This window comes from Stenotrophomonas rhizophila (assembly GCF_001704155.1).
Taxonomy (GTDB): domain Bacteria; phylum Pseudomonadota; class Gammaproteobacteria; order Xanthomonadales; family Xanthomonadaceae; genus Stenotrophomonas; species Stenotrophomonas rhizophila_A.
Genome location: NZ_CP016294.1, coordinates 389,422 through 409,865, shown reverse-complemented (window position 1 = coordinate 409,865; position 20,444 = coordinate 389,422). Strand labels below are relative to the sequence as shown.

At 66.0% G+C, this 20,444-nt stretch carries 20 protein-coding genes; 8 read left to right on the top strand and 12 right to left on the bottom strand.

The genetic code is table 11. The features are described 5' to 3' along the window. Window positions 1-61: 61 nt before the first annotated feature. The 3 genes from BAY15_RS01630 to BAY15_RS01620 are packed head-to-tail and all read left to right on the top strand — an operon-like array spanning window position 62 to window position 4,158. A complete protein-coding gene (locus BAY15_RS01630) occupies window positions 62-1,504 on the top strand; it encodes a hypothetical protein (RefSeq protein ID WP_068848372.1) in 1,443 nt (480 codons plus the stop codon). Beyond that, on the top strand, window positions 1,501-3,243 hold the full coding sequence (locus BAY15_RS01625) for a hypothetical protein (RefSeq protein WP_157771662.1): 1,743 nt from the start codon (window positions 1,501-1,503) through the stop codon (window positions 3,241-3,243). Before BAY15_RS01630 ends, BAY15_RS01625 begins: the two co-directional genes overlap by 4 nt. 9 nt (window positions 3,244-3,252) lie before the next feature. Next, window positions 3,253-4,158 (top strand): LysR substrate-binding domain-containing protein, encoded by a 906-nt coding sequence (locus BAY15_RS01620; RefSeq protein ID WP_068848370.1) that lies wholly within the window; start codon window positions 3,253-3,255, stop codon window positions 4,156-4,158. On the opposite strand, the gene BAY15_RS01615 is transcribed toward BAY15_RS01620, so the two are convergent. Together BAY15_RS01615 and lepB are read right to left on the bottom strand one after the other, a co-directional pair. Next, window positions 4,148-5,419: an MFS transporter gene (locus BAY15_RS01615; protein ID WP_068848369.1), complete on the bottom strand. Its 1,272-nt coding sequence runs from the start codon at window positions 5,417-5,419 to the stop codon at window positions 4,148-4,150. The two genes, BAY15_RS01620 and BAY15_RS01615, sit on opposite strands and share 11 nt — an antisense overlap. Window positions 5,420-5,661: 242 nt before the next feature. Beyond that, on the bottom strand, window positions 5,662-6,288 hold the full coding sequence (lepB, locus tag BAY15_RS01610) for a signal peptidase I (RefSeq protein WP_068848367.1): 627 nt from the start codon (window positions 6,286-6,288) through the stop codon (window positions 5,662-5,664). Between the two features lie 199 nt (window positions 6,289-6,487). Between lepB and BAY15_RS01605 the strand changes: the two genes are divergently transcribed. Next, window positions 6,488-6,892, top strand: coding sequence for a hypothetical protein (locus tag BAY15_RS01605; protein WP_068848365.1), 405 nt, complete (start codon window positions 6,488-6,490; stop codon window positions 6,890-6,892). A gap of 3 nt (window positions 6,893-6,895) precedes the next feature. Further along, on the top strand, window positions 6,896-7,339 hold the full coding sequence (locus tag BAY15_RS01600) for a 3-dehydroquinate dehydratase (RefSeq protein ID WP_068848362.1): 444 nt from the start codon (window positions 6,896-6,898) through the stop codon (window positions 7,337-7,339). Between the two features lie 175 nt (window positions 7,340-7,514). Here BAY15_RS01600 and dcp read toward each other — a convergent pair whose 3' ends face one another. The 3 genes from dcp to arfB all read right to left on the bottom strand — a co-directional run bounded on the left by dcp (window position 7,515) and on the right by arfB (window position 10,815). Next, complete coding sequence (gene dcp, locus BAY15_RS01595) at window positions 7,515-9,671, bottom strand: peptidyl-dipeptidase Dcp (protein ID WP_068848360.1); 2,157 nt, start codon at window positions 9,669-9,671, stop codon at window positions 7,515-7,517. A gap of 105 nt (window positions 9,672-9,776) precedes the next feature. Then, the gene (locus tag BAY15_RS01590; RefSeq protein ID WP_068848358.1) at window positions 9,777-10,379 is read right to left on the bottom strand and encodes a lysophospholipid acyltransferase family protein; all 603 of its coding nucleotides are present in this window, start codon (window positions 10,377-10,379) and stop codon (window positions 9,777-9,779) included. Between the two features lie 4 nt (window positions 10,380-10,383). Continuing rightward, window positions 10,384-10,815 (bottom strand): alternative ribosome rescue aminoacyl-tRNA hydrolase ArfB, encoded by a 432-nt coding sequence (gene arfB / locus BAY15_RS01585; protein ID WP_068848350.1) that lies wholly within the window; start codon window positions 10,813-10,815, stop codon window positions 10,384-10,386. A 189-nt stretch (window positions 10,816-11,004) separates the two neighbouring features. Here arfB and BAY15_RS01580 point away from each other — a divergent pair, with 189 nt between their 5' ends. Beyond that, entirely contained in the window at window positions 11,005-11,562 is a 558-nt protein-coding gene (locus BAY15_RS01580) for a DUF2059 domain-containing protein (RefSeq protein WP_068848348.1), read from the top strand. A 43-nt stretch (window positions 11,563-11,605) separates the two neighbouring features. Here the strand turns inward: BAY15_RS01580 and BAY15_RS01575 are convergent, their stop codons facing one another. From BAY15_RS01575 to BAY15_RS01565, 3 genes are read right to left on the bottom strand one after another with little or no spacing between them, the layout of a single operon-like run. After that, window positions 11,606-12,328, bottom strand: a complete 723-nt coding sequence (locus BAY15_RS01575; protein WP_068854497.1) for a pseudouridine synthase — start codon at window positions 12,326-12,328, stop codon at window positions 11,606-11,608. Window positions 12,329-12,339: 11 nt separating this feature from the next. After that, entirely contained in the window at window positions 12,340-13,998 is a 1,659-nt protein-coding gene (gene ubiB / locus BAY15_RS01570) for a ubiquinone biosynthesis regulatory protein kinase UbiB (RefSeq protein WP_068848346.1), read from the bottom strand. Continuing rightward, the gene (locus tag BAY15_RS01565) at window positions 13,995-14,636 is read right to left on the bottom strand and encodes a ubiquinone biosynthesis accessory factor UbiJ (RefSeq protein ID WP_068848343.1); all 642 of its coding nucleotides are present in this window, start codon (window positions 14,634-14,636) and stop codon (window positions 13,995-13,997) included. The genes ubiB and BAY15_RS01565 overlap by 4 nt, the downstream gene beginning before the upstream one ends. Window positions 14,637-14,766: 130 nt before the next feature. Between BAY15_RS01565 and ddlA the strand changes: the two genes are divergently transcribed. Beyond that, on the top strand, window positions 14,767-15,870 hold the full coding sequence (ddlA, locus tag BAY15_RS01560) for a D-alanine--D-alanine ligase (RefSeq protein ID WP_068848341.1): 1,104 nt from the start codon (window positions 14,767-14,769) through the stop codon (window positions 15,868-15,870). Window positions 15,871-15,968: 98 nt separating this feature from the next. On the opposite strand, the gene BAY15_RS01555 is transcribed toward ddlA, so the two are convergent. The 3 genes from BAY15_RS01555 to oleC all read right to left on the bottom strand — a co-directional run bounded on the left by BAY15_RS01555 (window position 15,969) and on the right by oleC (window position 18,848). Further along, on the bottom strand, window positions 15,969-16,124 hold the full coding sequence (locus BAY15_RS01555) for a DUF1328 domain-containing protein (RefSeq protein ID WP_068854496.1): 156 nt from the start codon (window positions 16,122-16,124) through the stop codon (window positions 15,969-15,971). 61 nt (window positions 16,125-16,185) lie between these two features. Further along, complete coding sequence (gene oleD / locus BAY15_RS01550) at window positions 16,186-17,196, bottom strand: 2-alkyl-3-oxoalkanoate reductase (RefSeq protein ID WP_068848338.1); 1,011 nt, start codon at window positions 17,194-17,196, stop codon at window positions 16,186-16,188. Continuing rightward, on the bottom strand, window positions 17,193-18,848 hold the full coding sequence (oleC, locus tag BAY15_RS01545; protein ID WP_068848337.1) for an olefin beta-lactone synthetase: 1,656 nt from the start codon (window positions 18,846-18,848) through the stop codon (window positions 17,193-17,195). The genes oleD and oleC overlap by 4 nt, the downstream gene beginning before the upstream one ends. Before the next feature lie 105 nt (window positions 18,849-18,953). Between oleC and BAY15_RS01540 the strand changes: the two genes are divergently transcribed. Beyond that, the gene (locus tag BAY15_RS01540) at window positions 18,954-19,331 is read left to right on the top strand and encodes a YkgJ family cysteine cluster protein (RefSeq protein WP_068848335.1); all 378 of its coding nucleotides are present in this window, start codon (window positions 18,954-18,956) and stop codon (window positions 19,329-19,331) included. A gap of 32 nt (window positions 19,332-19,363) precedes the next feature. On the opposite strand, the gene BAY15_RS01535 is transcribed toward BAY15_RS01540, so the two are convergent. Next, window positions 19,364-20,251, bottom strand: coding sequence for an alpha/beta fold hydrolase (locus BAY15_RS01535; protein ID WP_068848334.1), 888 nt, complete (start codon window positions 20,249-20,251; stop codon window positions 19,364-19,366). Between the last annotated feature and the right edge of the window lie 193 nt (window positions 20,252-20,444).

The window sequence follows — 20,444 nt, the reverse complement described above, 5'->3', positions numbered from 1 at the left end:
ACCTGACAGGTTTAGACAGCAACCAAATATGGCGAATTAGATACAGGGGCAACGATTCATCATGAACAAAGACATGGAAGTAGAGCTAGAGAGCATCGAAGGATCCGATGACCTTCAAGGACTCAATGTGCTGCTCACAGAGTCCATGAAACGCATGCAGATACAACAGTTGATTAGAGGCGACAATCTTTCCAAGATTGTCTCGACTGTTCTTGATCTCGCCGCAAGCTGTCCAGTAGAGGAAGAGCTATTCGCCGCTGCAATCCTTGGCCGCCTCGCGGCGGTCGCTCGAGGCAGGGAGATCGAAGTGTTCTCGCGCGCTCCTGATCTCTTCAGCGGTGAGCCCGGATCACTTGAAACGCTCAGCGATGGCGATGAGAAGGAATATGCAGCCAGAGCCATTGCATACGCAGGCACTAGCTGGCTAGCCCCCTACTGCGCACGGGAAGCACTTGCACTCGACACAGCAAACAATGCACGCAAAGAAGTTCTGAAGACCCTCTTGATAGCGTCTGGCAGCATATCTGACTGCATCGCGCATCTGTCTGATGCACAGACAATTGTCAGGAACATTGAGCAGCCCGATTCCCGTATCAAGCGAGTCAGGAGAATTTTCGACTCTTTGGCCGAGGTCATCCGCAACTACGATGGAGAGGTCGGGGTTGAGCCTGGTAGAGCAATCTCGATGCTCATGGATTCGTTCCTCAAGGTCGCTCATAGTAGTGACACTGACGCCACACACGCAACAATTGACTCTGCGATCTCGATCGTCGTTCGAGTAATCGAACTTCGGTTCTCCCACGCGCTTCATGCCGAAACTTATAGCGTCCTTCAGTCAGGAAAAAGGCTCCTGACAGTCGGGCCTTGGACCCGTTTCCTCGAGTCATCACAGAACATCCGTAAGGTGCAGATGAATCTGCTCGAGACCGCCGTGGTCCTAGCTCGTCAAAACAGGACGGACAAGGAGATACTCCGCGCTATGGAGGCGAGCTGGCCGTCTATGGCATTCATATCATCAGCGATCAAACTCCATTTCAAGGAAGCCGTTGATATCGATCCAGAGATTTCTGACTACTGGATGAAGGTTGGCAGAGTGCCCCAAAGCGAACGGGCGGCAGAGCACAAGCTTGGCAACACTGAAGACCAGCAGATTGGCGAGCTACTGATTCAGCTTGACGCTAACCGCGACAACATGGCGAAGTTACACCGCGCCGTCGTCCCAGTGCTCGAAACATTCGACCCGATTCAGGCCGCGACGGTGCGCCGAGCGGCCAACGGCTATGAGAGCATCGCCCAGGTTGCGGAGCGTCTTGCGAGGATGCGAAAGCTGACCAAGACTGATTTTCTGGGTGACTCGGTTGAGTACAACCCCATCGAACACGACATGGAGGGCGGCCACCGCTCCGGCGTGCGTAACGTAACTGTTGTTCGCGACGGTATTCACAAAGAATTTGGCGGAAAAAAGAAGACGCTAGTCAAACCACGGGTGGAGCCTGAGAAATGAGCATGGACGTAACCAAGGCCAGGATTATCCTCGGCAATCTGAGGGAGCGGATTGAAATTGGCGATGATGGAAAATTCCGTCTCTCAGGGGTGATCACTCAGAACGAACTGAATGCACTTGAGCTGTTTGCATTTGGATCCTTATCTAAGGAATCGTCTCCCGTTGATGCAGCGGGCCTGCCGGTCACTTCGATGGAATCCCCAGAATCGAACGTCATCGCATTCCCTTCTGGCGGGTCCGAGGATTCGGTTGAGACTAGAGACCCTGTTGAGCTCGACCTGACAACACTCCTCCTGCCGGATGTCGACTCCGACTATCGCGTGTGCATGGACTTCGGCACCGCCATGTCCAAGGCCACGTTTGTTAAAGATGACACTAGTGGCTTCGAACAAGTTCAAGTACTACGCCTGGGTATCCCAGGGGACCAGGAACAGATCGACGAAGTTATGCTCGTGTCTTCGGTCTTCATTGATGCCGAAGGTCTAATCTGGTTTGGCCAGCGCGCAGTGGAACAGGCGCAGCTTGCGCCGGAGGGCCGAAACCTGCGCATGGACAACATCAAGCGCGCGCTCTCCGAAGGCGTTCTGGGCGAGCCGGTCCCAGCCGCATTCAATCCAACCTCCGAAGATTTGACCAACGAAGACGTTGTACTGGCTTACTTGGCGTTCTTCACGTGGGCCGTCAACCAGTCCCTGAAGCAAGACGTTGACGACATACAAGTTTCGCGCAATTTTGCACGAAGATTTGCCATGCCCTGCTTCCCTAGAGCAAATGCAAAGATTGTTGAGTCAAAGCTTAAAGTTTTACTAGGGGAGGCGCAGATTTTGTCTGACACGTTTGAGCACGAAATGAACAGCGGGTTGCACCTTAAGGATTTCCTGAGCGCTTGCGAGCAGCTCAGAAGTCAGTCTCGCAACTACGCGTTCATTGAGTGTAGCGTCACCGAACCGTTGGGTGTTGCTGGCTCCCTGCTCAGCTGGAACTCCTCCCAGGATTCTCTCGCACTGGTCGTGGATATCGGTGCGGGAACCAGCGACTTCAGCTTGTACCGCCTCAATGTCGTTGTCGATGAGGATGGCGAGATCACCAACGCAACTGCCGGCGAGGTTGATAAGACGGCCCGAGGTATTACCGAGGCAGGTAACCACTTGGACAAGCTCCTTCTTGGCCACATCTTGAAGAAGGCTGGAGTGTCGTCAAGCGATCCGAAGTTCAAGGTCATAACACATGATCTTGAACGCAGCATTCGTGACTATAAGGAGTCCCTGTTCAATGGCGGCGTGGCTGCCGTGACACTGAAGAACGGTGAGAGCGTTGAGGTCACACTTGAAGAGTTTCTATCGTTGGACACGGTGGGCGCATTTGAACAGTCTCTTCGAACGACACTGATTGAGACACTTGAGTCATCTCATCCTGACTGGATTCAATGGGTGAGGGCTAACGCCAGCAGATACCTTACTGTTGTTCTAACCGGGGGAGGCGCCATGTTGCCCATGGCCAGGAAGCTGACGGAGGGCTTTGTAACCGCTCACGGGGTTAGCATTCCCGTGATCGCCGCCAAACCTTTCCCGGAGTGGCTAAGCAAGGACTATCCAGATCTTGAGCATCACTATTCTCGAATTGCAGTCTCGCTGGGTGGTGCCCGTCGGAAAACGATTTCTTCCATGGGGGTCCTCAGATCCACAGGAATTGGAATTGGCGGATACAAGCTGGACCGCTTCCAATCGAGAGGGAGTTGAGTTTCTTCCATGTCGATTGAACTGCGCCACCTGCGCTACTTCCTGGCGGTGGCCGATACCCTGCATTTCGGGCGTGCCGCCGAGCGGCTCGGCATGTCGCAGCCGCCGCTCAGCCAGCAGATCCGGCAGCTGGAAACGCTGCTGGGCGCGCGCCTGTTCCTGCGCAGCAACCGCCGGGTGGAACTGACCGAGGCCGGGCGCGTGCTGCAGGCGCAGGCCACCGACGCGTTGGCGCGGGTGGACCAGGCCATCGAACTCACCCAGCGCGCGCAGCGCGGTGAAACCGGCGAGCTGCGGATCGGGCTGACCCGCGCCACGCCGTTGTCCACGCAGATTCCGCGGGCGATCTTCGCCTACCGCCAGCAGTTCCCGCAGGTGCAGTTGAAGCTGCGCGAAATGAACACGTTGCAGCAGATCGATGCGCTGGTAGCCAACGAGCTGGATGTGGGGTTGATCCGCAAGCGCGCGTTGCCCACGCCGCTGATGTCACGCAAGTTGTTCAGCGATCCGCTGGCGCTGGTGGTGCATGACCAGCATCCCCTGATCCGCGACCTGCCGGCCGGTTCGCCGGTGGCGCTGCGCCAGTTCGCGCATGAGCCGTTCGTGGGCTTCCTGCGCGAGGTGGGCGCCGGCATCCATGATCACTTCATTGCGCTGTGCCGCAGTGCCGGCTTCACGCCGCGCATCATCCAGGAAGCCGGCGAGGCGTCCACGCTGATCAGCCTGGCCGCGTCCGGGTTGGGGGTGACCGTGCTGCCTGCTTCATGCAGCCACATCCACGTGGAAGGCGCGCGCTTCGTGCCGCTGAGTGATCGCGCGGCGAGTTCGGAAGTGCATGTGGCCTACCGGCGCGGTGCACCCTCGCCCCTGATTACCCATTTCACCCGGCTGCTGCAGGGCGGCTTCAGCGGCTGAGTGCGAGCGCGGCCGGCAGCGCCTGTGCGCGGCGGCCCAGCCGCCAGGCGATGGTGGCGCCGATCGCAGTGAGCACGGCGGTGAAGGCGCACACGCCCCACCAGTGCCAGCGGGTGTAGAACACGCCGCCGGCGGCACCGGCCAGGCTGGAACCGAGGTAATAGGCGAACAGGTACAGCGCCGAGGCTTCGGCGCGCATCACGCCCGCGCGGCTGCCGACCCAGCTGCTGGCCACCGAATGGCCGCCGAAGAAGCCGAACGTGACCAGCGCGATGCCCAGCGCCATGCAGCCCAGCCACGGCAGGGACAGCAGCACGATGCCGAGTGCGATCAGGCCGTAGCAGATGCCGAGCACGCGGCCCCGGCCGTGCCGGTTGGCCTGCTGGCCCATCCATGCCGAGCTGAAGGTGCCGACCAGGTACACGCTGAAGATCAGGCCGACCACGGTCTGGCTGAGCCGGTACGGCGGCGCCAGCAGGTGGTAGCCGAGGTAGTTGTAAAGGGTGACGAACACGCCCATCAGCACGAACGCGGTGGCGAACAGCGAGGGCAGGCCGGGATCGGCGAACAGCTGGCGCCAGCGCGCGGGCAGTTCACGCAGGCCGCCGCGACGGCTCTGGAAGTGGCGCGACGGCGGCAGCTGCACCCACAGCAGCACAGTGCTGAGCACGGCGATCAGCGAGACCACGCCGATGCCCCAGCGCCAGCCCCAGTGGTCGGCCACGATGCCGGCGATCAGGCGCCCGCTCATGCCGCCCACTGCATTGCCGCCGATGTACAGGCCCATGGCCAGGCCGAGCGCGCGGCTGTCCATTTCTTCGACCAGGTAGGTCATCGCCACCGCCGGCACGCCGCTGAGTGCGATGCCGAGCAGGGTGCGCAGGATCAGCAGCGTGGTCCAGTCGTCGACCATGGCGCTGGCGGCCGAGAGCACGGTGGAGGCCAGCAGCGCGGTGATCATCACACCACGGCGGCCCACCCGGTCGGAGATCAACCCGGCCACCAGCATCGAAACGGCCAGCAGGCCGGTGCTGAGCGACAGGGCCAGCGCGCTGTTGGCGGCGGAGACGCCGAAGTGGCGGCTGAACTCCGGCAGCAGCGGCTGCACGGTGTAGAGCAGGCCGAAGGTGGAGAAGCCGGCCAGGAACAGCGCCGCCGCCGTGCGCCGGAACGCGGGGGTGCCCTGCTCGATGTGCTGCGAGGGCGCGGGCGGATGGGGGGTGGAACTGCGCTCGGGCAGCGCTGCGGTGTCGCCGTTCATTGCGTCTGGGCCCGTGGGGGCGGGCCGGTGCGTAAGGATCAGCGCTCAGGATAGGCAGCGGGTACGGGTCGATCCATAACCTGACCGGTCTGGATTGAGACGTTGTACGTATCGATCAAGGTTTTGCGAGGGCCGGCCAACGGCCGGCGCTACCCGTGGATCACGGTTTTGGGCGACGACCCCGATCGGGGTTTTGGGCGCCCGACCCCGGTAGCGCCGGCCGTTGGCCGGCCCCCGTGATCTCACAGCGCCTGCCAGGTAAAACCCTCTCCGCGGCGGTAATACACGCGCGCCGCCTTCCCATACAGGGCCTTGGCGTCGACCAGGCCGAAGTAGCGGCCATCGGCGCTGTTGCCACGGTGGTCGCCCAGCATCAGCACCTTGCCGGCGGGTACGGCCAGCCCGGTGATGTCCGGGCCGCCGCCCTGGCCCAGGTCGAGCTGGGCCAGGGTGCGGCCGAAGTCTTCCACGTCATCGGTTCCCACCTGGCCGAGCGGATGGCCGTTGATGCTGAGGTGGCCTTCATGCAGGTCCACGCGGTCGCCGCCCACGGCGGCGATGCGCTTGATCAGGCGGGTGCCGTCCTGCGGGGAATCGAACACCGCCACCTCGCCGCGCTGTGGCACGCCGGTGTGCAGCAGTTCCACCGAGGTGAACGGCAGGCGCAGGCCGTAGGCGCGCATGTCCACCACCACCCGGTCGCCGGGCATCAGGGTGTGCTGCATGGAGCCGCTGGGCACCTGGTAGTGGTTGGCCAGGCTGTCGCGCGCGGCGGCGAGCAGGCCGAGCATGACCAGCAGCGGCAGGGCTTCCTTCTTCAGCCAGTGGAGCAGGCCGTTGGAGCGGGGTTCGGCGGCGGCAGCGGTCATGGTGGCGATCCTTGCGGGCGTTGGTTGGGGTCTGACCATCAGGACGTTCCGGAGTTCCCACCGTGACGACCAACGGTCGTCCCCGATAAAAAATCTACGCGTTGTTTACGCGCCCCGGGCATGCGGGTGATCGCCCCTTTATGGCCCGCGCGCGCATCGTGGCGACACCGCGCCTCCGGGCGCTTTGTCGAGGTGTTCCATGACCATCCTGTTGCTCCGGCAGCCGTCGCCGGACCCGCTGCCGGTGCCGGCCCAGCTGGCCGGCCACGCCGTGCACTGCCAGGACTGCGCCACGCTGCCGGCGCTGCTGCAGTGCCTACGCCAGGCCCGGGAAAGCCAGCCGGCGTGGGTGCTGATCGAGACCGGCGCCGCCGAGCCGGCGCAATGGGCTGCGCATGGCCGCGCGCTGTGCGCAGCGCTGGAGGCGTTGCCGGCGCCGTATATCGAGATGGCGGCCGACGATGACGATGGGTTGGATGCGCACCTGCACCCGCTGCATGCGCCGGTGGCGCGGGTGGTGTGCAGCAGTGGCCGCGAGGATGCATGCCGGTTGTCGCTGGCGATTGCCGCGCGCCGGTTGCAGACCGTTGCCGGGAGTGCCTGAGCCATGTCGATCTTCATCATTCGGGGCCCGGAAGCGAGCGGGCAATTGATCCGCACCGCGCAGCCGCTGCCGGCGCCGGTGCTCAAGGCGTTGGTGCACCGGGCGATCGATGCGGGCACCACGGTGGCGATACGTGCGTGTGGGTCGGAGCAGGAACTGCTGGATGCGTTGCGCGTGGCCGATCACAGCCGCGGTGAGGTCACGCTGCTGGATCCGGGGGCGTGCGTGGGCAGTACGCGCTTGCAGCGGTTGTTGCCGCATCTGCACAACGTGTACGTGGAAGTGCATGACGATGATGCGGGCGCGCCGGAGGATTGCCTGCCGGCGGACGTGGGCCAGCGCATCGGCGTGGCGCACGGGTATTGCGCGCAGAGTTACATGCATGCGTTGGAGATCGCACTCGATCACCTGGGATGCAGCGAGGTCGGGTGTCGCGTGGGAACGTAGGCGGTAGAGCCGACTGTTAGTCGGCTGCCGTTCGCGCGGCGATCGAATGTCCGTGGACCGCGCTTTGCCGACTAACAGTCGGCACTACCGGTTGGGCGACCGGCACCGGCCGGCCCCGGCACCGGATATGCGAACGGCGGGGTTTCCCCCGCCGTTCGTTGTTACATTGGCCGCATTACTTCAGGCCGCGGTTGACCAGCAGCGGTTCGACCGACGGGTCCTTGCCGCGGAATTGGCGGTACAGGTCCGCCAGTTCCACGCTGTTGCCGCGCGAGAGGATCTTGTCGCGGAACACCTGGCCGTTTTCAGCGGTCAGGCCACCGTGTTCCTTGAACCACTCGAACGAGTCGTGGTCCAGCACTTCGGCCCAGAAGTAGGCGTAGTAACCGGCCGAGTAGCCGCCGCCCCAGATGTGGTCGAAGTAGGTGGTGCGGTAACGCGGCGGCACCTGGGCCAGGTCGACCTTGTACTTCTTCAGCGCAGCCGCTTCAAACGGCGCTACGTCCTGCAGCTTGGCGTCGGCCGGCTGGGTGTGCCAGGCCAGGTCGAGCAGCGCGGCCGACAGGTACTCGGTGGTGGCGTAGCCCTGGTTGAAGGTACGCGCCTTGAGGATCTTGTCGACCAGCGCCTGCGGCATCGGCTCGCCGGTCTTGTAGTTCTTGGCGTAGTTGGCGAACACCTTCGGGTCCAGCGCCCAGTGCTCGTTGAACTGCGAGGGGAACTCGACGAAATCGCGCGAGGTGCTGGTGCCGGCGATGGACGGGTACTTCACGTTCGAGAATATGCCGTGCAGCGCATGGCCGAACTCATGGAACATGGTGGTGACGTCGTCGAAGCTCAGCAGGGCCGGCTGGCCGGCGGCGGGCTTGGTGAAGTTGCAGACGTTGTAGACCACCGGCTTGGCGCCGGTCAGGCCGTTCTGCTCGACGAACACGTCCATCCAGGCGCCACCGGACTTGCTGTCGCGCTTGAAGTAGTCGGTGTAGAACAGCGCCAGCGAGGTGCCGTCCTTGTCGAACACTTCATACACCTTCATGTCCGGGTGGTAGGTCGGAATGTCGGTACGCGGCTTGAAGGTGATGCCGTACAGCTGGGTGGCGGCGTAGAAGACGCCGTTCTGCAGCACGTTGTCCAGTTCGAAGTACGGCTTGATCTGCGATTCGTCCAGGTCGTACTGCGCCTTGCGCACCTGTTCGGCGTAGAAGTCCCAGTCCGATGCGGCCAGCTGGAAGCCACCCTTCTGCGCGTCGATCACCTTCTGCATCTCGGTGATTTCGCCGCGTGCCTTGTTGGTGGCGGCCGGCACGGTGTCGGTGAGCAACTTGAGCGCGGCGGCCGGGGTCTTGGCCATCTGGTCGGCCAGGCTGTAGGCGGCGTAGTTCTCGAAGCCGAGCAGCTTGGCCTTCTGCGCACGCAGCTGGGCCAGGCGCTGCACCGTTTCTCGGGTGTCGTTGCCATCGCCGCGCTCGGCGCGGGTTTCCGAGGCCTTGAGCACGGCGGCGCGCTGCTCGCGGTTGCTCAGCGAGGCCAGCACCGGCTGCTGGGTGGTGTTCTGCAGCGGCAGCAGGAACTTGCCTTCCAGGTTGCGGGCCTTGGCGTCGGCAGCGGCGGTGTTGATCTCATCCTCGCCCAGGCCGGCCAGGTTGGCCTTGTCATCCACCACCACGGCAGCGGCGGCGGTCGCGGCGACCAGACGGGTATGGAACTGGGTGGCCAGCGTGGTTTCTTCCACGTTGAGCTTGCGCAGGGCGGCCTTGTCGGCGTCGTTCAGCTGCGCACCGGCGCGGACGAACTCCTGGTAATCGCGTTCGACCAGGCGGGTCTGCACCGGGTCCAGGCCCAGCGAGGCGCGCTGGTCGTAGATGGTCTTGATGCGCGCGAACAGCTTCGGGTCCAGGCTGATTTCATCCTGGTGCTCGGCCAGCTTCGGGGCGACCTCTTCCTGGATCTTCTGGCGCGCTTCGTTGGTATCGGCCTGCACCAGGCCGAAGAACACGCGCGACACGCGGTCCAGCGTTTCGCCGCTGCGCTCAAGCGCTTCGATGGTGTTGTCGAAGGTGGCCGGTTCGGCGTTGTCGGCGATCTTGCGCACTTCGGCCAGGTGCTGCTTCATGCCTTCGTTGAAGGCCGGCAGGTAGTCACTGTCCTTGATGCGGTCGAACGGCGGGGCCTGGAACGGCAGCGTGCTTGCGCTCAACAGGGGGTTGGTGGAGGCGTCGGCCGGCTGCTGCGCGGCGGGGGTCTGGGCGTCGGACACGGGGGTGGACTCCTTGCCGGAACAGGCCGCCAGCGCCAGGCTGATGGCGGCGGCCAAGATAACGGTACGCGACATGAAACGGGCTCCTGGAATGAGGTGAAGCGGCACACAACCGCAGCCGGTCACCCTACTCCCATTGCCCGCGCCCGGCATGTGCCGGACGTGGCGCCTGGGCTTGCTTCAAACGGTGCCGCGGTTCTTGCCCTGCCAGGGGCGGTAATACTCACGGATGGCGGCCATGTCGGCCACGTCATCGCCGGTGGAGTAGAACAGCGGGCCAATGCCGATGGTCTTTTCCGGGTAGTGGAAATAGCACGCCAGCACCGGCACGTCGGCCATGCGGGCGATCTTCAGGAACCCGGCCTTCCAGTGGGTCACCGCTTTGCGGGTGCCCTCGGGGGTGATCGCGTACCAGAGGCGGTCGGACTTGCGCAGCAGGCTCACCGCTTGCTCCACGGTGCCCTGAGGCGAGCTGCGGTCCAGCGGGATCACCCCGAGGGTACGCAGCAGCGGCGACAGCGGCCACCAGAACAGCGAGGCCTTGCCCAGCACCTTGACCTGCATGCCCAGCGCGATCTTGGCGGCCATGCCCCAGAAGCCGTCCCAGTTGGAGGAGTGCGGGGCGACGATGAAGACCAGCTTGGGCACGTCCGGGAAGGTGCCGGTGACTTTCCAGCCGCCCAGGCGCAGCGTGCAGCGTGCCAGCCAGCGCAGGAAGCGGTTCGGTTTGACCTGCGGCATGTTGGGCGGCACGGCCGGCAGCAGCGGACTTCGGTTGTTCAAGCAATCACTCCCAATTGCGTGTGGTGCGGCCGCGCTTGATCTGCGCGCGGCCCTTCTTTTCATCCAGCCGGCGCAGCTTGGAGCCATGCGAGGGCTTGGTGGCCACGCGCGGCTTGGGCACGCTGAGGCTGGCCTGGATGAAGGCGGCCAGGCGCTCGCGTGCATCGTCGCGGTTGCGGTCCTGGGTGCGGAAACGCTGGGCATCGATGACCAGCACGCCGTCGCCGGTCATGCGCCGGTCGCGCCGGGCCAGCAGGCGGGTGCGCAGCGGCTCGGGCAGCGAGGGCGAACCGGCCACGTCGAACCGCAGTTCAACGGCACTGGAAACCTTGTTCACGTTCTGCCCGCCCGCCCCGCTGGCGCGCACGAAACGTTCGACGATCTCCGTGTCCGGAATCGCCAGGTGCGCGTTGATGGTGACAGGCCCGTTTCCCATGGGCGGCATTGTAAGGGCAGGATCGCCGCCTGAGGTGACCGTAATGTTCACCAATACCGCCGATAAGGGGCATAAAAGCCGGGTACGGGCCGGAACCGTCGCACCGGACGCGGCAATGCGACGCGCGCACGGCTGCTTGACCGGATCGCAGGTATGCTCGGGCTTCCACGCAACGCAGGATGCACTTACATGATGTCGACCCGTTCGCCGGCCCGCCGTGGCCTGACCCGCCTGGCCCTGACCCTTGCGCTGGGCCTGGCCGCCATTGCCCCGGCGCTGGCCGCGCCGCCGTCGGATGCGGACATCAACCGCCTGCTGGCGGCGTCGCGCGCGCAGAGCATGCTGGACACCATGCTGCCGCAGATCGAGGCGATGCAGCGCCAGCAGTTCCAGCAGGTGGCCGAACAGCGCCAGCTGGATGAGGCCAAGAAGGCGCAGCTGCAGCGCATTGAACAGCGCACCAACCAGACCATCCGCCAGGCGCTGTCGTGGCAGCAGCTGCGGCCGATGTACGTGGACCTCTACAAGAAGACCTTCAGCAAGGAAGACGTGCTGGCCATGGCCGAGTTCTACGAGAGCTCGGCCGGGCAGAGCCTGCTGGACAAGACCCCGGCGCTGATGCAGAACGTGATGGTGGCCATCCAGGACAAGATGCAGCCGCTGTTCGTGGACCTGCAGAAGGACCTGGAGGCGATCGTGAACGAAGGAAACGCACCGGCGGCAGCCCCGGCTCCGGCCAAGAAATAACGCCCCATCGGTAGCGCACGACCGTTGGTCGTGCGCCTCACCGCTACCACCCAAACAGATCCATTGCCTTGCGGAACTCGCCATCCACCGGCGCGCTGACATCCATCAGCGTGCCGTCCGGGTGCGGGAAACGCAGGCGTTCGGCGTGCAGCAGCATGCGGTGGATGCCCTGCATGCGGAAGCTGCGGTTGTGGCGGCCATCGCCGTGGCTGGTGTCGCCGATCAGGTGATGTGAGAGGTGCTTGAGGTGCCGGCGGATCTGGCGGAAGCGCCCGGTCTGCGGCTGGCAGCGCAGCAGCGCGTAGCGCGAGGTGGCGAACTCGCCGACCGGCACCGCGATTTCACCCACGGCCACGCGCTGGAAATGGGTGATGGCGGGCTTCTTCACCGGCTTGCCGGGGCCGCCATCCAGGTCGTGGTTGACCGTGAACGCTTCTTCGGCCGGCCAGCCACGGCAGATGGCCAGGTAATCCTTGGTGACATCGCCGCCCATCAGCGACTTGCCCAGCAAGCTGGCGCTTTCGCGGTCGAAGGCCAGCAGCAGGCAGCCGCTGGTGGCGCGGTCGAGGCGGTGGACCAGGAAGATCGGCTTGCCCAGCTGCTCGCGCAGGCGGTCGGCGAGGAAATCATCTTCGCCGCGGGCCAGCTTGCTGTCATGGACCATCAGCCCGGCCGGCTTGTTGACCACGGCCAGGCGCTCGTCCACGTGCAGCAGCTGCAGCGGCGGCAGCGCCACCGGCGCCTCGACCGTGGCGTCGGCGGACATCCCGATATCGGTCACCGGCGCCACCAGGCGCTGGCCAGCGAGAACAATCCCGCTGCCCCGCTCACCCAGCTCCACACCGGCGCATCGCCGAAGTACCAGCCGCCCGGCTGCATGCCGTACAGCACCGCCGCCACGATCAGCAGGCCGACGCCGGCAATGGCGGCCACGGCGCGCTTCTGCAGCTTCTGCAGGTTGCTGTTGAGTGCCACCAGATCCTGCGAGCGCATCGACAGCTCATGCCCGCCTTCCACCTGCTGGCGCAGCCAAGCGTGCACCAGGCGCGGCATGTCGGGGGTGTGGGTCATGATTTCCGGCAGGCGCTTGCGCAGTTCCTTGAACACGCGGCGCGGGCTGTAGCGTTCGCGCAGGATGCGTTCCAGCACCGGCCGTGCCACCGCCCAGATATCCAGTTCCGGATCCAGCTGGCGGCCCACGCCTTCGATGTTGAGCAGCGTCTTCTGCAGCAGGATCAGCTGCGGCTGCAGGGTAAGTTCGTAACGCTGGGCCACGCGGAACAGCTTGATCAGCACTTCGGCCAGCGAGATCTGCGACAACGGGCGGGTGAAGTACGGTTCGCATACCGAACGCGCGGCGGCTTCGAGTTCATCGATGCGCACGTTGTTGGGCATCCAGCCGGCTTCGACATGGAGCTCGGCCATGCGCCGGTAGTCCTTGTTGAAGATGGCCATGAAGTTTTCGGCCAGGTAGTACTGATCTTCCTCGGACAGCTGGCCCATGATGCCGAAATCCAGCGCGATGAAGCGCGGGTTGTCGCGGCGCGCCGGATCGACATCGACCCAGATGTTGCCGGCGTGCGCGTCGGCGTGGAAGAAGTTGTCGCGGAACACCTGCGTGTAGAACACGCGCACGCCCTTGGCCGCGAGCGCCTTGCGGTCGATCCCGGCCTTGTCCAGCGCGGCGATGTCATCCGACGGGATGCCCCACACCCGTTCCAGGGTGAGCGCGCGTTCGGCGGTGTGGCTCCAGACCACCTCGGGCACGTACAGGTCGTCCGAGTCCACCCAGTTGCGGCGCAGGACGCTGGCGTTGGCGCCTTCGCGCTGCAGGTCCAGCTCGGCGGCCAAGGTGTTTTCGACTTCGGCCACCACTTCGCGCGGGCGGATCTTGTCGGCGCGCGGGTGGGTGCGTTCGACCAGCGCGGCGGCCGATTTGAGCAGCGCGATGTCGGCGTCGATCTGCTTTTCGATATCCGGGCGCAGCACCTTGACCACCACCTGGCGGCCATCGGCCAGCGTGGCCGCATGCACCTGGGCGATCGAGGCCGAGGCCAGTGGTTCCAGCTCGAAACTGGCAAAGGCCTCACTGACCGGGCGGCCAAGCGCGGCTTCCACGATGCGCTGCGCGGTGGCGCCATCGAACGGTTTGACCCGGTCCTGCAGCAGCGTAAGTTCGTTGGCGATGTCGGCCGGGATCAGGTCGCGGCGGGTGGACAGGATCTGCCCGAACTTGACGAAGATCGGGCCGAGATCCTGCAGCGCCAGGCGCAGGCGCGCGCCCCGCGACTGCACGGCGATGTCGGCCGAGGCGCGCGGCACGAACGGCTTGGCCAGGCGCAGCCAGCCTTCCAGCGGGGTGCCTTCGAGCAGGTCGTCGAGGCGGTAGCGCAGGATCACCCGACCAATGCGGCTTGCCCGGAACACCGCCTTCATGCGCGCACCTGGGCAAGGCGCTGCACGCGGGCGGCGATGCGTTCGACGTCGTCGCGCATCACATCCACATCGTCATGGAAGGCATCCAGTTCGGCTCGGGCTACCACGTCGCGCGACTCCTCGGTGACAAAATCGGCGGCGCTGTGCGCCAGGTCGGACGCGCCACGGCGCGCATGCTGCAGGGCCGAACGCAGGGCATTGGCGATCTGCACACCCAGCACTTCGCCGAACACCCGCACGAACGGCTGCTGCCAGTCCGGATCGAAGCGGCTGGCCAGCTGCTGCAGGCGGCGCGCCAGTTCGGCGTCGCCGGACACTTTGACCCGCCCGGCCGGGGCGTCGCCGCCACGCCGTGCATTGGCCAGGAACGGCAGCTGTGCCAGTACCCCGCCCAACGTGCTGCGCACGGCAAGGTCCGGTTCCTGCTGCGGGTCCACCGGGCCCACCGTGAGGCGCTCGCCCTCGACACCGATCCGCATCGCCAGCGCGGGCGATTCCAGGGTCAGGGCGATGTGGCGGCCATCCAGCGCGACCAGCGCGCGGCGGGTATCGGGGTCCAGCGCCAGGGTGCGGTTGAGCGCGAGCTGCAGCGCGTTGCCGGCCAGGGGCTTGAGGGAGGAGAGCAGGGAGCGTGCCATTGCGTCATTGTACCCGCCGCCTTGATGGGTAGAGCCACGCCCTGCGTGGCTGAACCATCGTCGGCCGCTCCAGCCACGCAGGGCGTGGCTCTACAATATCCCTCACACGCATGGCAGGAGCGGCAGCAGCATGGGCAGGATCCGGGTTGGCATCATTTTCGGCGGCCGTTCGGCCGAACACGAGGTCTCGCTGCAGTCGGCGAAAAACATCCTGGACGCGCTGGACAAGGAGCGTTTCGAGGTCACCCTGATCGGCATCGACAAGCAGGGACAGTGGCATGTGAGCGACCCGGACGGCTTCCTGCTGCACGCCGACGACCCGGCGCGGATCGCGCTGAACCGTTCCGGCCAGGGCGTGGCGGTGCTGCCCGGCGCCGAACGCCAGCAGCTGGTGCCGGCCACGCCGGCGGCCGCGCTGGCCCAGATCGACGTGGTATTCCCGATCGTGCACGGCACGCTGGGCGAGGACGGCTCGCTGCAGGGGCTGCTGCGCATGGCCAACCTGCCCTTCGTGGGCTCGGGCGTGCTGGGCTCGGCGGTGGCGATGGACAAGGATGTGGCCAAGCGCCTGCTGCGCGATGCCGGGCTGGCCGTGGCACCGTTCGCCTGCTTCACCCGGGCCACCGCAGGCGCAGCCGACTACGCCGCGCTGACCGCCCGGCTGGGCAGCCCCCTGTTCGTCAAACCCGCCAACCAGGGCTCGTCGGTGGGCGTGAGCAAGGTGCGCACGGCGCAGGAATTCCAGGACGCGCTGGCATTGGCACTGGATTACGACCACAAGGCACTGGTGGAAGCGGCCATCGACGGCCGCGAGATCGAATGCGCGGTGCTGGGCAACGCGTCGCCCGAGGCGAGCGTGTGCGGCGAGGTGGTGGTGCACGACGAGTTCTATTCGTACGACACCAAATACATCAGCGAAAACGGCGCCGATGTGGTGGTGCCGGCCGACATCAGCGAGGGCGATCAGCAGCGCATCCGCGAGATCGCGGTGCGCGCCTACCAGGCGTTGGACTGCGCGGGGCTGGCGCGGGTGGATGTGTTCCTCACCCGCGATGGCGAGGTGGTCATCAACGAGATCAACACCCTGCCCGGTTTCACCCGGATCAGCATGTATCCCAAGCTGTGGGCGGCCAGCGGGCTGGATTACACCGCGCTGATCACCCGGCTGCTGGAGCTGGCGCTGGAACGGCACGCCAGCGAGCGCGCGCTGCGCAGTTCGATTACCGTCACCTGAAGCAACGACGGCCCGGCGCTCTTGCGAGCGCCAGGCCGTCGGAGACTGCGCTGGATCCTGGTTGCCCGGAGAGAGGGGGCGTGCAGGATCCTGCGCTACTACCCTCGCTTACGGAACATCGAGATGATGGCCAGGATCAGGAACACCACAAACAGGATCCAGGCAATGTTGCTGGCAGCGCCGGCGATGCCGGAGAAGCCGAGCACCGCCGCAATGATGGCGATGACAAAAAAGATTACGGCGTAGTGCAGCATGTCGATCCTCGCGTCGTGCGTGCCGGATTGGCGTGCTGCCATCTTCACCAACCCCCGGTGTTCAGGAAGTGATGGATTCCTCGCCGCGCGATGAAGCCTTCAGCCTCGTGAGCCCTTCGTCAATGCTTACCTGCGGCACGTAGCCGAAGTCGCGCCGCGCCGGTTCCATGCTGTACCAGTGCGGCGTGCACAGCTGCTCGGCGAGGAAGCGGGTCATCGGCGGTTCGCCGCGCAGGCGCAGCAGCGGCCACAGCCGTTCGGCCACCGCGCCGATGCGGTACGCGGTCTTGAAGCTGATCGATTTCTCCACCGGCGGCGCGCCTACCGCGGCCATCAGCTTGTTGAGCAGCTCGCGCATCGGCAGCGGTTCGCCGTTGGAGATGAAGTACGCCCTGCCGGCGCACGCCGCGCCCGGGGCCAGGTGTTCGAAGGCCAGGAAGTGGGCCAGCGCGGCATTGTCGATGTAGGTGGTGTCGACCAGATTGCTGCCATCGCCAACGAAGCGCAGGCGGCCAGCGCGCGCGCGTTCGGCCAGGCGCGGCACCAGCTGCTGGTCGCCCGGGCCCCAGATCAGGCGCGGGCGCAGTGCGACGGTGGCCAGGGTGGCGTCGTTGGCGGCCAGCACGTGCTGCTCGGCGATGGTCTTGGTCGCCGCGTACGGGGCCTGGAAGTTCTCGCCATAGGGCACTTCATCGGCGCCCAGGCCTTCCACCGGGTGGGTGGCGCGGTGGGTGACGCTGGGCGTGGAGGTGTACACCAGCGTGCGCACGCCGTGGCTGCGGCAGGCGGCGATGACGTTGTCGGTGCCGACCACGTTGGCCCGGTGGTAGCTCTCGTAGCTGCCCCACGCACCGGCCTTGGCGCCGTTGTGGAACACCGCATCCACCCCGGCCACCGCGTGACGCACGGCGTCGGCGTCGGCCAGGTCGCCGCGGATCTGGCCCACGCCCATCGCGGCCAGCGGCGGGTAATCGCCGCGGTTGAAACTGAGGACCTCGTGGCCGCGCGCGACCAGGCCACGGCACAGCGCCTGGCCGAGGAAACCACCACCACCGGTGACAAGGATCTTCATGCGGGTTGTTCCATTCGGGTTGCCGCCCAGGCCGCGAGCTTCTCGCGGCCGATCTTGGCGTTGTGGCGGATATCGACCGGGAAGCCGGGGTGCAGCAGGAAGCGTTCGATGCGCAGCGTGCCGGCATGCGCGGCCGCTTCATCGCGCAACCGCTGCTGCAGGGCCGGCGAATCGGCGCTGCCCGGCTGCAGTTCATAGCAGAGCACCGGCAGCTGCCTGCCAGCGGGGCCCACGCCGACCAGCGCGGTGCGCGCGATGCCGTCGAGTGCGTTGAACACCGGCTCCACCTGTTCGGTGTACAGCGGGCCGTGCGCGGTTTCCAGGCGCTGGGTCTTGCGCCCGCAGAACCACAAGCGGCCGTCGGCATCGAAGTAGCCGACATCGCCCATGCGGTGCACCACGCGGGTGCTGCCGTCGGCGCGCGTTTCGGTGATCTTGGCCGCGGCGGTGGCCTGCGGGCGGTTGAAGTAGCTGTCGGTGGCGGTCGGGCCGGCCACGGTGATTTCGCCCAGCACGCCCTGGGCCACTTCGCGCGCCTGCGACCAATGCGGCAGCGGGGCGTCGTCGATGGCGATGATGCGCACCTCGTTGGGCGCCACCACGCGGCCCACGCAGGTGCCGGCGCCGGCTTCGGTAGCCTGGCGGGTGCTTTCCAGCTCGCGGCCTTCGATCACCGCCACCGGCAGGCACTCGGTGGCGCCATAGGGGGTCCAGAACTGGGCATCGTCGGGCAGCAGGCGGCGGATGCGGGCCACCACATCCGGCGGCACCGGCGCGCCTGCCGAGGTCACCCGGCGCACGCCGGGCAGCGGCTGGCCATGATCGGCCAGCACCCGGATCAGTGCGGGCGAGCCGAACAGCTGGGTCACGCCGAAGCGGGCGATGGCGTCGTGCAGCCTGCGCGGGTCGGCCTTGGCCGGGCGGGTCGGGTCCATGTCCGGAATGACCGAGGTCAGCCCCAGCGCCGGGTCGAACAGCGCGAATGGCGGGAAGGTGGGCAGGTCGACCCCGCCGGCCTCCATGCCGAATGCCGAGCGCAGCAGGTCCACCTGGCCGACGAAATGGCGGTGGCGGTAGACCACGCCCTTGGGCACGCCGGTGGAGCCGCTGGTGAACAGGATGGCGGCGACATCCTCGCCATCGGTGGCGGCCATCGGCTGCGGCTGGCGTGCGCCCTGCGCTTCCAGCTGGTCCAGGGTGGTGCCGCCCCAGCCCCAGCGGCGGCCGACCGTGACCAGGCGCGTGGCGGACGGGCACCAGCGCAGCACCAGCCGCGCCACGTGGGCCAGGCCGATGCCGATGAAGGCTTCCGGCTGGGCCTCGTCCAGACACTGCTTCAGCGCGCGCTTGTCGATGCCCGGGTCAACCAGCACCGGCACTGCGCCGTTCTTGAACAGCGCGAACATCAACAGGAAGAACTCCGGCGAGGGCCGCACCATCACCACCGCACGCACGCCGCGGCCGATGCCGTAGGCGGCCAGGCCAGCGGCCATGGCGTCGCTGCGGGCGTCCAGGGTGCGGTAATCGAGGGTCACGTCGTAGCGCGCCATGCCCCCGGGGCCGGGCCGGCCGGGGCAGCGGATGGCGATCTGGTCGGGGCGTTCGCGGGCCAGTTCGGGCAGGCGCGCGGCGATGTTGATCGGGCTGTTCATCCGTTCATTGTCGCCGCTGCAGAAAATTCTTGCGCGGCGGCCGCAGGCGTGGAAAATTCGCCCCCTTCGCCTTTCCATCCCCCTGCCGCCCGGGGCGGCACGCCCATGTCCCATCCCTGCATGACGTGCGGCGCCTGCTGCACCCAGTACCGCGTGGCCTTCCACTGGATGGAATCGGACGAGGTCACCCCCGGCGGCGTGCCGCACCAGCTGACCGAGCCGCTCGACCCGCACCGCCTGTGCATGCGCGGCACCCATTCCAAGCCGGTGCGCTGCGTGGCGCTGGATGCGGAGATCGGGGTGTATTCACGCTGCAGCATCCACCCCAACCGCCCCAGCGTGTGCCGCGAGGTGGATGCGTCGTGGGAGTTCGGCAAGGCCAGCCCGCAGTGCGACAAGGCGCGGGCGATCCATGGGTTGCCGGCGCTGAGCCTGGAAAGCTGGGCCTGGCGCGATGGCGCGGACCACCCCGACGCGGCGTGACCGGTAGGTACCGACCGTTGGTCGGTACTCCGTCAAATCGGGTTCTGGTCCAGGAACGCGCGGATCTCCGGCACAAGCACCTCGTGCTTGTCTTCCAGCACGTAGTGCCCGGCGTCCTCGAACGCGTGCACCTGCGCCTGCGGCAGCGCCGCCTGGAAGCCTGCCAGGAAGTGGTGGTCGAACACGAAATCGCGCAGGCCCCAGCCGATGAAGGCCGGGCGGTCGGCGAACGACGGCAGCGCCCTGCCGGCGCGTTCCAGCAGCGACCAGGCCTTGTCGGCCGGGCTCAGCGGAATGTCCTGCATGAAGCGGATGGTGCTGATCCGGTTGGCGTAGCTGTTGTACGGCGACACATAGGCACGGCGCACGTCCGCCGGCATCTTCCGCTCCACGCCCAGCCACGACGCGCCGGACGAGAACGCGTTGAAGGTGCGGATGATCCACTCGCCGATCTTCCAGTGCCGGCCCAGCGCGATCTGCCACGGCATCTGCTTGGCCGCCGGCATCGGGAAGGCGGCGGTGTTGAGCACCACCAGGCGCTTGACCTGCGCATGGTGCGACAGCGCCCAGCCAAAGCCGATCATGCCGCCCCAGTCGTGCACGGCCAGGGTCACCGGGCCGGTGATGCCCAGGTGCGCCAGCAGCGCGTCCAGGTCGTCCACGCGCGACTGCAGGGTGTACTCGTAGTGCGCGTCATCGGGCTTGTCCGACAGGCCCATGCCGATGTGGTCGGGCACGATGCAGCGGTAGCGGTCCGACAGCCCGGCCACCAGCGTGCGCCAGTAGTAGCTCCACGACGGGTTGCCGTGGACCATCACCACCACCTCGCCATCGCGCGGGCCTTCGTCGAGGTAGCCCATCGTCAGGCCGGGGCGGACTTCGAAGCGCTGCGGATGGGTGGGGTAACCGGGAAATTTCATTGGATTTGACCGTATAGATGGCATCGCATCCCAGTGCGGGGGCGCGGCCAGAGGTCGTTGTCGCAGATAACCGACCTAAGGGTGTCGTGGATACGACTCATGTCGATCTCATCCACGTGATGCCCATTACATGTCGACATTCGGCAAGAGATCGACATGAATGGGCAATGTTGGGATCAGCAATGGCCGGGGC

What these genes read in the sequence shown, in the direction of transcription:
- BAY15_RS01630 (WP_068848372.1), top strand. Translation starts at nt 62, where the DNA reads ATGAACAAAGACATGGAAGTAGAGCTAGAGAGCATCGAAGGATCCGAT.
- BAY15_RS01625 (WP_157771662.1), top strand. Translation starts at nt 1,501, where the DNA reads ATGAGCATGGACGTAACCAAGGCCAGGATTATCCTCGGCAATCTGAGG.
- BAY15_RS01620 (WP_068848370.1), top strand. Translation starts at nt 3,253, where the DNA reads ATGTCGATTGAACTGCGCCACCTGCGCTACTTCCTGGCGGTGGCCGAT.
- BAY15_RS01615 (WP_068848369.1), bottom strand. Translation starts at nt 5,419, where the DNA reads ATGAACGGCGACACCGCAGCGCTGCCCGAGCGCAGTTCCACCCCCCAT.
- lepB (WP_068848367.1), bottom strand. Translation starts at nt 6,288, where the DNA reads ATGACCGCTGCCGCCGCCGAACCCCGCTCCAACGGCCTGCTCCACTGG.
- BAY15_RS01605 (WP_068848365.1), top strand. Translation starts at nt 6,488, where the DNA reads ATGACCATCCTGTTGCTCCGGCAGCCGTCGCCGGACCCGCTGCCGGTG.
- BAY15_RS01600 (WP_068848362.1), top strand. Translation starts at nt 6,896, where the DNA reads ATGTCGATCTTCATCATTCGGGGCCCGGAAGCGAGCGGGCAATTGATC.
- dcp (WP_068848360.1), bottom strand. Translation starts at nt 9,671, where the DNA reads ATGTCGCGTACCGTTATCTTGGCCGCCGCCATCAGCCTGGCGCTGGCG.
- arfB (WP_068848350.1), bottom strand. Translation starts at nt 10,815, where the DNA reads ATGGGAAACGGGCCTGTCACCATCAACGCGCACCTGGCGATTCCGGAC.
- BAY15_RS01580 (WP_068848348.1), top strand. Translation starts at nt 11,005, where the DNA reads ATGATGTCGACCCGTTCGCCGGCCCGCCGTGGCCTGACCCGCCTGGCC.
- BAY15_RS01575 (WP_068854497.1), bottom strand. Translation starts at nt 12,328, where the DNA reads ATGTCCGCCGACGCCACGGTCGAGGCGCCGGTGGCGCTGCCGCCGCTG.
- ubiB (WP_068848346.1), bottom strand. Translation starts at nt 13,998, where the DNA reads ATGAAGGCGGTGTTCCGGGCAAGCCGCATTGGTCGGGTGATCCTGCGC.
- BAY15_RS01565 (WP_068848343.1), bottom strand. Translation starts at nt 14,636, where the DNA reads ATGGCACGCTCCCTGCTCTCCTCCCTCAAGCCCCTGGCCGGCAACGCG.
- ddlA (WP_068848341.1), top strand. Translation starts at nt 14,767, where the DNA reads ATGGGCAGGATCCGGGTTGGCATCATTTTCGGCGGCCGTTCGGCCGAA.
- BAY15_RS01555 (WP_068854496.1), bottom strand. Translation starts at nt 16,124, where the DNA reads ATGCTGCACTACGCCGTAATCTTTTTTGTCATCGCCATCATTGCGGCG.
- oleD (WP_068848338.1), bottom strand. Translation starts at nt 17,196, where the DNA reads ATGAAGATCCTTGTCACCGGTGGTGGTGGTTTCCTCGGCCAGGCGCTG.
- oleC (WP_068848337.1), bottom strand. Translation starts at nt 18,848, where the DNA reads ATGAACAGCCCGATCAACATCGCCGCGCGCCTGCCCGAACTGGCCCGC.
- BAY15_RS01540 (WP_068848335.1), top strand. Translation starts at nt 18,954, where the DNA reads ATGTCCCATCCCTGCATGACGTGCGGCGCCTGCTGCACCCAGTACCGC.
- BAY15_RS01535 (WP_068848334.1), bottom strand. Translation starts at nt 20,251, where the DNA reads ATGAAATTTCCCGGTTACCCCACCCATCCGCAGCGCTTCGAAGTCCGC.